This is a genomic window from Rhodoferax sp. (assembly GCF_030646845.1).
In the GTDB taxonomy this organism is placed as follows: Bacteria; Pseudomonadota; Gammaproteobacteria; order Burkholderiales; family Burkholderiaceae_C; genus Rhodoferax.
This window is the reverse complement of record NZ_JAUSLE010000055.1, coordinates 71,606-80,675: the sequence shown is the minus strand read 5'-3', so window position 1 is coordinate 80,675 and position 9,070 is coordinate 71,606. Positions and strand designations below refer to the sequence as shown.

8 protein-coding genes and 1 pseudogene are annotated in these 9,070 nt (G+C 57.4%); 2 read left to right on the top strand and 7 right to left on the bottom strand.

What is annotated here, in order from left to right:
• The 3 genes and pseudogenes from Q7T10_RS13380 to Q7T10_RS20820 all read right to left on the bottom strand — a co-directional run.
• A pseudogene (locus tag Q7T10_RS13380) lies at positions 1 to 171 on the bottom strand (AMP nucleosidase); the annotation flags it as partial.
• Positions 172 to 237: 66 nt separating this feature from the next.
• Entirely contained in the window at positions 238 to 759 is a 522-nt protein-coding gene (locus Q7T10_RS13375; protein ID WP_304749007.1) for an autoinducer binding domain-containing protein, read from the bottom strand.
• A gap of 407 nt (positions 760 to 1,166) precedes the next feature.
• Entirely contained in the window at positions 1,167 to 1,400 is a 234-nt protein-coding gene (locus Q7T10_RS20820) for a hypothetical protein (RefSeq protein WP_370653768.1), read from the bottom strand.
• Here Q7T10_RS20820 and Q7T10_RS13365 point away from each other — a divergent pair.
• Entirely contained in the window at positions 1,293 to 1,556 is a 264-nt protein-coding gene (locus tag Q7T10_RS13365; protein ID WP_304749005.1) for a hypothetical protein, read from the top strand. The genes Q7T10_RS20820 and Q7T10_RS13365 overlap by 108 nt on opposite strands.
• 68 nt (positions 1,557 to 1,624) lie before the next feature.
• On the opposite strand, the gene tnpB is transcribed toward Q7T10_RS13365, so the two are convergent.
• Together tnpB and Q7T10_RS13355 are read right to left on the bottom strand one after the other, a co-directional pair.
• A complete protein-coding gene (gene tnpB, locus Q7T10_RS13360; protein ID WP_304749003.1) occupies positions 1,625 to 1,975 on the bottom strand; it encodes an IS66 family insertion sequence element accessory protein TnpB in 351 nt (116 codons plus the stop codon).
• Between the two features lie 9 nt (positions 1,976 to 1,984).
• A complete protein-coding gene (locus tag Q7T10_RS13355) occupies positions 1,985 to 2,128 on the bottom strand; it encodes a hypothetical protein (RefSeq protein ID WP_304749001.1) in 144 nt (47 codons plus the stop codon).
• Positions 2,129 to 5,257: 3,129 nt separating this feature from the next.
• Here Q7T10_RS13355 and gshA point away from each other — a divergent pair.
• Positions 5,258 to 6,820 carry a glutamate--cysteine ligase gene (gene gshA, locus Q7T10_RS13350; RefSeq protein ID WP_304748998.1) on the top strand — a complete coding sequence of 521 codons (1,563 nt, stop codon included), beginning with the start codon at positions 5,258 to 5,260 and terminating at the stop codon, positions 6,818 to 6,820.
• Positions 6,821 to 6,912: 92 nt separating this feature from the next.
• Here gshA and Q7T10_RS13345 read toward each other — a convergent pair whose 3' ends face one another.
• Both Q7T10_RS13345 and Q7T10_RS13340 read right to left on the bottom strand, forming a co-directional pair.
• Positions 6,913 to 8,064: a M14-type cytosolic carboxypeptidase gene (locus Q7T10_RS13345; RefSeq protein WP_304748995.1), complete on the bottom strand. Its 1,152-nt coding sequence runs from the start codon at positions 8,062 to 8,064 to the stop codon at positions 6,913 to 6,915.
• A gap of 133 nt (positions 8,065 to 8,197) precedes the next feature.
• Positions 8,198 to 8,857, bottom strand: coding sequence for an OmpA family protein (locus Q7T10_RS13340; RefSeq protein WP_304748992.1), 660 nt, complete (start codon positions 8,855 to 8,857; stop codon positions 8,198 to 8,200).
• Between the last annotated feature and the right edge of the window lie 213 nt (positions 8,858 to 9,070).

The following is a 9,070-nucleotide window of genomic DNA, read 5'->3' as shown; positions in this document are numbered from 1 at the left end:
AAAGGGGTAGCAGGCGCGCACATGACCGGGCAGGCGCTCACCGGCCACAAAACGCTGCATGGCCGAGCGCAGGTGGGCGATGCTGCCGTCGTAAATTTCACGGGCGCGCGCCAGGGCACTGGCCGGGTTGGTGAAGCGGGCGGGGGCAATAAAGGCAGGCAGATAAGGCATGGCGCTATTGTCCATCGTCCGGCGCCTGCTGCGCTAGCTCGGCCCCATCGCCAACCGCTTCCCCGGCTACAAGGACACCGCCCGCGGCCGGGACGCGAAGATCCGGTACAAGGTCCGATGCGAGACATTGACCAGCCAGCACAGCTTGATATCCTGGCTGGCAAACTCCACGGCCGACAACGCCGGCTGGGCGCGCGCCAAGGTCAACAGGCCGGCGACACCCATCACCTCCAGACTCGATGCGGTCGACCTGACACGCAGGCCACAGCAGCGCGCTTCGTCCCACAGTTGCCGTGTTGAAGCAAAGATCTTGTCGTTCAAGGCCGGCGAGCGGTGCGTGCGACGCCCCGGCGGGACCGCCAGATCGGCTTGCAGGTAGTCCGAGTTGACATAACGGGCCCACCAAGAGGCAGCGAAGTTGTTCAGGATGATGGCCTTCGGATAGGAGATAAGCTGTGCGGCGCGCAGTCCGAAGGCACAGTGCTCAAAGCCCAGCGCCCGCGCGGCGGTTTCGACTTCTTGAAACACCGCATGCTCGCACCGCTGGCCCTCCGTGGCGCCGAGAAATTCCTCTTGCCAACTTGCCATCACACTCCCTTGACTTGACGCTTATCGGTGCGCCTTGCCCACGTCTGGATCACATTGTGCTGAGCAATCCGGCTGGCGTCCATCCCCCAAATGGGGGATACATCAAAGCACCCCACCCGTGATTTGCTCTGCTGCTTCGGGTAAAGTGGTCCTTCCATGACTACCGGGAACTTTGATGGCGAATGCATCGAGCTGGATCAAACGGGTGTTGCTGACGCTGTTGGGGCTGCTGCTGGGCCTGGTGGCGCTGGTCGTAGGCGCCCTGCTGTACCTGGGCATACCGCAAAATGCGGCCGGCATGGCGGCCAAGGGGGTTTGCTCGGCTGCCTTTGTGGCCGGACGTCCCTGGCAAAAAATGCTGGCCGACGATGTGCTGCCGGCCAGCCCGGTGCTGGGCCTGATCAGCATCACCGTCGATGAGAATGCGCGCGCTGTGACGGCCAGGTTTGCCGGTCTGTTTGCCCGCCGGGCGGTGCTGCTGCCGCAGCGGGGTTGTGTGCTGGACCCTTGTGTTTGCGCTCGTACGAAATCTTTTGTTTGACCACTGGTGGCAGTGGCAAATCGAGTACCTCTGCAAAAAGTTCGGTCTGTGGGCTCAGGCGTTCGCTGCTGGCCCCAAACTGGGCGTGCCGCAGCTTCAAGATCTGTTGGTGCATGGCCTCAATGGCGGCGCCGTATTGCGCATGCAGCCTTACCAGGAGCTCCTTCAAAACTGCACAATCATCAGGCAGTATGTCGACGTTCAAAGGAGCCAGAGCGAGCATCTCCAGTTAACGTTTTTGGAGAGCAGACGTTGACAAAATGGGAGAGGAAATCGTCAATAAAAATGCGTACGCAGAGGGTGAAAATAATTCGACCTTGCGGCTCAACTGACGCGCGTCGCGTTCACCGTTTTGAAACTACTTTTTACAATCGGCATGCCCTCCAACCAGGCCGACAACTGCGCCATGTTCAGGCCTGCCTTGGCAATCTCACCGGGGTGCGCAAAGCGCGCCCCTTCAAGCCGCTTGTACCAAAGTGCAAAGCCGGTTCGGTCCCAGTACAGGATCTTGATGCGGATGCGGTGGCGGCACAGAAAGACAAAGAGATGGCCCGAGAGTGGGTTGGCATTGAACAGCGGCTCAACCAGCACTGCCAGGGCATCAATGGACTTGCGCATGTCCACCGGATGCTCGCAGATCCAGGCGCAGGTGTTGGTGTTGGTGTTGACCAGCATCCGCCGGGCTTAACGAAAGCCGCCGCCACTCAGGCGTTCGGTGATGATTCGCATGACGCGATCGGCGTAATGGCCGATGAGAACCACATCCACGCCACCGAGTTTGATGGCCATCTTGGCGTCACTGCAATGATGCTCAACATCGCTTCGCATGGATGCCTGCGGGGTCTGACAATTTACCGGGATGGTTTGCGTCGGCCCCAACGGAACTGCAAGGAAACCCGGCAACCATTGGGTCTCAAGGTGTGACGCAGACGATCCGCTTTGCAACTGCCCCTTCAATACCTTACGCCATTTGAAGAAGGTCGCCTTGGCAAGCCCGCGCTCAAGACAAAACTGACTCGGGCTCAGACCTGAAGTCTCATGGTCATGCAAAACTTGCTGCCAGAATTCTTGGCCATGCCGGATTAACGGCGCACCGCGCCGGCGCTGCGCTACTGTCAAAAAATTGGGGACTGATTCCATGCCCATGACGATGCCAGCGATGCCCTACCGACGCAAGATGGGGATTCGCGGACAGTTACCCTGAAACGCCGTCCACGATGGGCTGAAATACGCAAGAATGACCTTTGGACATCGCTGCGCGTCTGCCAAAAAGTGGCAAAAATGTTTCATACCACAAAATCTGTAACAACAATCTTGACATGGTCTATTTTGTTGGTTAGAGTGAAACAAATCTTTACAATTTACACACCCCGATCAACATGCCGCCCCTCAACCAGGATCGAACCAGCCAGAGTGGGGAAGTTTTCCGTCGGATAGATGACTTGGTAGCGTGCCACTCCCCACCACTGACACGCAGCAGGCGGGCTGCCAAGGGAGGGATCCTGCCTTGTTTTGTTCTTCTGGCGCTGTCGGATCACCAGGCGCCGCGGCCGGTATGCACTACTATTTCGGCGCTCTAATGCCCCAATTTTGAATTTTGTATTAATCTCACATCAACTTAAAGGAGCAAAATATTATGAGTCTCATTAGAAAAGTTACAAGGTGGATCGTCCTGACCACAGGTGTGTTATTGGTTTTGAGCGGCTGTGGTGGTGGTGATAACGCGAGTCCCTATACACAGATTCGCTTTCAAAATTTATTTTCAAACACTATGACTGTTAAATCAACAGATTCGAGCACAAACACGCAGATTCAACCAGGCGCTACGAGCTCTTGGTACGATGTAGCGCCAGGAACGCACAGCTATTCAATTACCGGTCCAGGAACAATATTAGGTGGCTCTTACACCATCGAGCAGGGACACACACTGACATTACAATTGAAGCCGCCGTTTTAGAACCCAAACAGTTGCGAATTGGGACAGTTTAAGCCCAAACGTTGTGAGGAACGTTATTGAAACAAGTTGACTTGACGTGGGCCGCAAGTCTGTCTTGTTAAAGTGGGGCAAGATCGGCATATTTCTGGCATGTTCTAATGCATGCTGATATCCTGTTTCTAGCAATTCTAAACTTATAGAGTCTAAGCATGAGATTTTTCTTTGGGGGGTGAATTGTGCGTCTATCGAATACTGTATCCTTATTCTTCGTATGCGTTCTGGTACTATTGATGGGGTGTGGCGGGGGAGGTGGAAGCATTGGAGGAAGCAATACTACTACCCCTGGTGCGATTGCGCCGGTCATTTACGGTGCCTGCACGACGACCGGATACGGGATAGAACCACAACAATGCGTTGAGGGTACAACGCAGTCCAAGTGTTTAAGCTTGCCTACAGATTATCCGCACAATATTATCTCGTCAAACTTTTTGGGTGCTAACAGTCATTGCCCTATTGTTGAGCCACCTGCTGTTGAACCGCCCCCGAAGGGAGATATTAGCTTCGTATTAACTTGGTCTTGGACCGGTTCGTCGAAATCCGGTGGGCCAGATATTGACATGTGGGTAGCCGATCCGAGAGGCCAAGAATTATCGAGCTCTCGTAATGGGTATGGTTTAGGCCCAAGCCCTGATGGTGGTTTAATCGATTATGATGACCGTGGAGGTTTCTGCTATGACTCAGATTGTGGCCCCAAGGACGACGGCGGAGGACCTGAGCGAGCTTATTGGCCAACCGGGAAGGCTCTTCACGGTACTTACACGTATGGAGTTAGGTACTATCAGGGAGACGGCACCGCAAACTACACATTGAAAGTTTACATTGGAACAAATATTGTCAGCACAATGACCGGGGTATTGACTGCGCCCTCGATTCAACCCGGCCCCGAAGTACGGGTAGGTAATACAACATATTGACCGGCTGTGGTGCAACGCACTTCGAAGGACCCTCGTCTTTGGCGAAGCACGAATAATGACCGCACGCAGGCTCTGACCTCTGTAAGTTGCTCCACGTTGTTTGTCTTGTTTATTATGATTTACTGAGTAACTTGAAAGGAGAATCGACATGAATATTGTTAGACGGGTTGCATGTCAGTTTGCTTTGATCGTCAGTATTGTGTCACCGTTTGCGCTTGTGGGATGTGGAGGTGGAGGTGGAGGTGGTGACAACAGCGTTATTCCGACACAGGTTCGATGGCAAAATACATATTCTAAGGTTGTGGTTGTTAAGTGTACAGATTGCAGCACAAACACTTCGATCGACCCGGGTGGAACCAGCAGTTGGTACGATGTAGGTCCGGGGGACCACGCCTATTCAGTTGCCGGTCCGGCCACCGCAAATAACGTATTCACAATTCGCTTGGGTGACCACTTGACCATCGTGTTGAAACCGACATCTTGAGACAAGCGGGTCGTCGTGCCCGACCGATCCTAGGACGTCCAAGACCACCCCATAGAGCGCCGGACTCTTGCTACGCTATCCCAAGATAGCCCATCGCCCCTAATACACATCCTAGGGCGTTAAGAACAGAAAATAACTGGCAGTGATTCCCATAAAGCCCCCGCACCTTCGAAGCATCAAAACCCGCTACAACCAAAACCTTCCACGCACCAGCACCCAGAGTAGCGAGACCACCTCTTGCCAGCTTTTCATGAGCCCTCCCTCATCTCACGTTGGCGCTTCTGGGCGCGCCTTGTCCGTGTTGTTGGCCTACGTTATCACGAAAACGGTTGCCGAATTTGTGGGTGTTTACACTTAGGACCTGACGTTCATAGAGCGTGATTTTTTTGCTGGCCCTCGACACGGCACAGCAATCAGAATACCTGAACCATTGCTCTGTCGGCGTTCACGACAAAGTCCAAAAACTGCCATACTGCCAGCCGTCTTAAAGTGTTTGGGACAGAGCTTGTTCACTGCGTGTAACTGCGGACTGTCCCGCAAGATTTCAGAAAGAGAAAGAATCCATGCTGAAGTTCACCTGCTGCGACGCGGTCCAGCAATTTTTCACCAGCGGCCAGGCGCAGGTGTTGCGCGGCATTACGCGCGGTTTCGAGCGCGAGTGCTTGCGCGTTGACGCGGCTGGCCACTTGGCCAAAACGCCGCACCCGCTGGCGCTGGGCTCCAAGCTGACGCACCCCTGGATCACCACCGACTACTCGGAGGCGCTGCTCGAATTCATCACGCCACCGTCGCAGGACCCGGACTTTCCGTTGCGTTTTCTGCGCGACATTCACCGCTACGTGGCGCCACATCTTGGTGGTGAAGCGATGTGGGCCGGCTCCATGCCTTGCGTCCTGGGCGAGGACAAGGACATTCCGATTGCCGACTACGGCAGCTCCAACGCGGCCCGTTTCAAGTACGTCTACCGCGAGGGTCTGAGTTTGCGCTACGGCCGCAAGATGCAGACCATTGCGGGCGCCCATTACAACTGGTCGTTGCCGACAGACTTCTGGCTGGCGCTGAAAGACTGTTGCCTGGGCGGCAGCAAACTGGAAGATTTTGTCAGCCAGCGCTACTTCGGCTTGATCCGCAATTTTCTGCGTTATGGCTGGCTGATTCCCTATCTGTTCGGCGCCTCACCCGCCATCTGCGAATCGTTTCTGCAAGGTCAGCCCTCGGATTTGCCGGAACTGGTCCCCGGCACCCGCTACGGCCCTTACGCCACCAGCTTGCGCATGAGCGATCTGGGTTACCACAACCGGGCCCAGGCCAACCTGCGCGTCAGCGTCAATTCGCTGGCCGAGTACACCCAGGCACTGGAAGCGGCGATCCGCACGCCCGATCCGTTTTATGAGGAACTGGGGGTGCGCGACGGCACGCGCTGGAAGCAGCTCAACGCCAACCTGCTACAGACCGAAAGCGAGTTTTACGCCAGCATGCGCCCCAAGCGCATCGGCAAACTGGGCGAGCGCCCGGCCAAGGCGCTGCATAAATACGGCGTTGAATACGTCGAGATGCGCCTGTTCGACCTGAACCCGTTTGTCGACATCGGCATCACGCCGGAACAAGGCGCGTTTGCCGATGTGCTGCTGCTGATGTGTTTGTTCCGCGACAGCCCGCCCATCACCAGCCGCGAGCAGAGCGAAAACGACGAGAACAAGCGCCGTGTGGTCAACCGTGGCCGTCAGCCCGATCTGCACCTGCTGGTGCACAACCGAGAGCAGCCTTTCCGCCCCCTGGCGCATGAGTTGTTTGACGACATGCAGCCCTTTGCCGAGATGCTGGACGCCGCCTATGGGGGCAGCCGTTATGCCATGGCGATGCGAGACTTGCGCGGGCGCATCGACCACCCGGACAGCACACCATCGGCCCAGATGCTGGCAGGAGCCCGGGAGCATGGCGGATTTTTCAAATATGCCATGCAGTTGTCGCAACAGCACACGCAGGCCTTGCAGGCACAGGCGCTGGACGCCAGCGCCACGGCCCGATTTGTGGCCAGCGTCGAAGCATCCTTGCGTGAGCACGCGCAGCGGGAAGCCGCCGAGCAAGGCAGCTTTGAAGATTTTGTGGCGCAGTACTACGCCTGAATTTATAGGTTTTCGGACTCTAGCCCATGTGGTATATGTGTTCGTAGCTATTAATTTGATAGCACGCCACCTCAGGCCGGGCAATCACTGGGTCAGCGCAACTGCCTGACTACCGCCAGGATGGGCAGCAGCACGCTGGCGCCCAGCTTCCTGGATCGCTCACCGCTCCAGCCCGTCAACGCATCCGGCAGCTTGGCGTTGTCCTTGAACGGCATCTCGATGGTGAACGCCAGGCAGTCGAAGTTTTGCCCCACCCAGTTGGTGGCCAGCGTCAGGTTCGCCTCGCCCGGCGAGGTGCGGCCGTAGCCCTGCTCGGTCTGGAAGTCGGGACACGTGGCCAGCCACGATGCCTTGAAGGCATCCTCCAGCGCTTCAACACGTGGCGTGTAGCCCGGATTGCCCTCGGTGCCGACGCAGAAGTTGTAAGGCAGTCCTTCGTCGCCATGGGCATCCAGGTTGAGGTCGACCCCGACCTCCATCATCTTCTGGCGCACCAGAAACACCTCCGGGGATTTCTCCATGGTCGGGGTTTGCCATTCGCGGTTCAGGTTGGCACCAGCCGCATTGGTGCGCAGGTTGCCGCGCACGGCGCCATCGGGATTCATGTTGGGCACGACGTAGAACACGCACTGGGCCAGCAGCACGCGCGCCACCGGGTCATCGGCGTCGAGCAGCCGCTCCAGAAAGCCCTCCACAAACCATTCGGCCATGGTTTCACCGGGATGCTGGCGGGCGATGAGCCAGATTTTTCTTTTTTCTGCCATCGGCGTGGCACTCTGGACGTCGGTAAGGCGCAACAGCGTCATGTCACGGCCATCCAGCGTCTGCCCCAGATGCTGCACCTCCACCGTCTCCGAATCGGCTGCGACGCCGATCAGGTCAAGATGGCGCTCATAGGAGTAGGGCTCGAAATAGGCAAAGTAGATGCTCTGTGCAGAAGGCGTTATTTCGGCGGACATCACCTGCCCGTCGTAACGGGTGGCGATGCGAAACCAGTGCTGGCGATCAACACTGGCCACGACGCGGTAGTCTTCCCAGCCTTTGGGATAGGCGCACTTGCCTGCATTGAGAAAGCGCAGGGTCACGGCGACCCCGGCACCGCCCTGCAGCGAGAAGTGGAACCATTGCGCAAATTCACTGGCGTTGTCGCGCCGGATGTTGAGCTGAATATCGCCGGGGTCGGCGAGGCTCAGAACCTCAATGGCACCGGAATCAAACTGGGTCGAAATGTGGAGTTGGGTCATGGAAATGGCCTCTTGCCCTCGTGCCATATGCACAAGCAGCTATGATAACAATAGCAACTCCAGTCCCCGCGAGCGATCCAGACCACCGGGCGGCCGCGTCAGCAAGACGCCTGGGGCAGGCTGGACCTTCTGCTTACCTCTGGGCCGTGGAACGCTCGGCCAGGTAAATTTCAATCCGGCGATTTTTGGCACGGCCAGCGTCGGTGTTGTTATCGGCAATGGGCTCGCGCGAACCACGGCCATCGATCTGGATGCGACGTCCGTCCACGCCGCGGGCAACCAGGTAGTCACGTGCACTGGCAGCACGGTTGACCGACAGCGGGTTGTTGATGGCGTCAGACCCGGTGCTGTCGGTGTGGCCGACGATGCGGATCTCGGTATTGGGCTGGCTGCTCAGGCCCTGCGCAAACTGGTCCAGGATCGGGCGCAGGTTGGACTTGATGGTGGATTGATTGGTGTCGAACGAAATGTCGCTAGGAATGTTCAGCTTGAGCTGGTTGTCAGCGGTCTGCGTCACCGCCACACCGGTGCCGGCCGTGGCCTGCTCCATGGCAGCCTTCTTCTGGGCCATCTGCGGCGCCCAGATGTAGCCACCCAGGGCGCCGACACCCGCGCCCAGAGCCGCAGCGCCCCGGGTATCGCCAATCGCGGCACCTGCCAGGGCGCCCACACCGCCACCAATGGCAGCGCTGCGCTGCGCGTCAGTCATGTTGGCGCAACCGCTGGCCAGCACGGCGGCGACGGCAGTCAGGCTAAGAACGAGGGTACGGCTACGTGAGGCAAGAGTATTCATGATGTTTCCTAGTGAGTTATGCGACGCATTCGGACGACGCAGGCACTGTTTTCCGGGACTGATTTGTGACGGATCCAATACCTATCGGTCTTCCATGCAAGAACAAAATCTTATGCGCCTTCGGCAATCCTGCGCGTAGGACGACGCCGCGTCAACGGCCCCGACAGGGCGCCATCGATTTGTGAGCACGGCACCACGCGGCGCAACAGCACC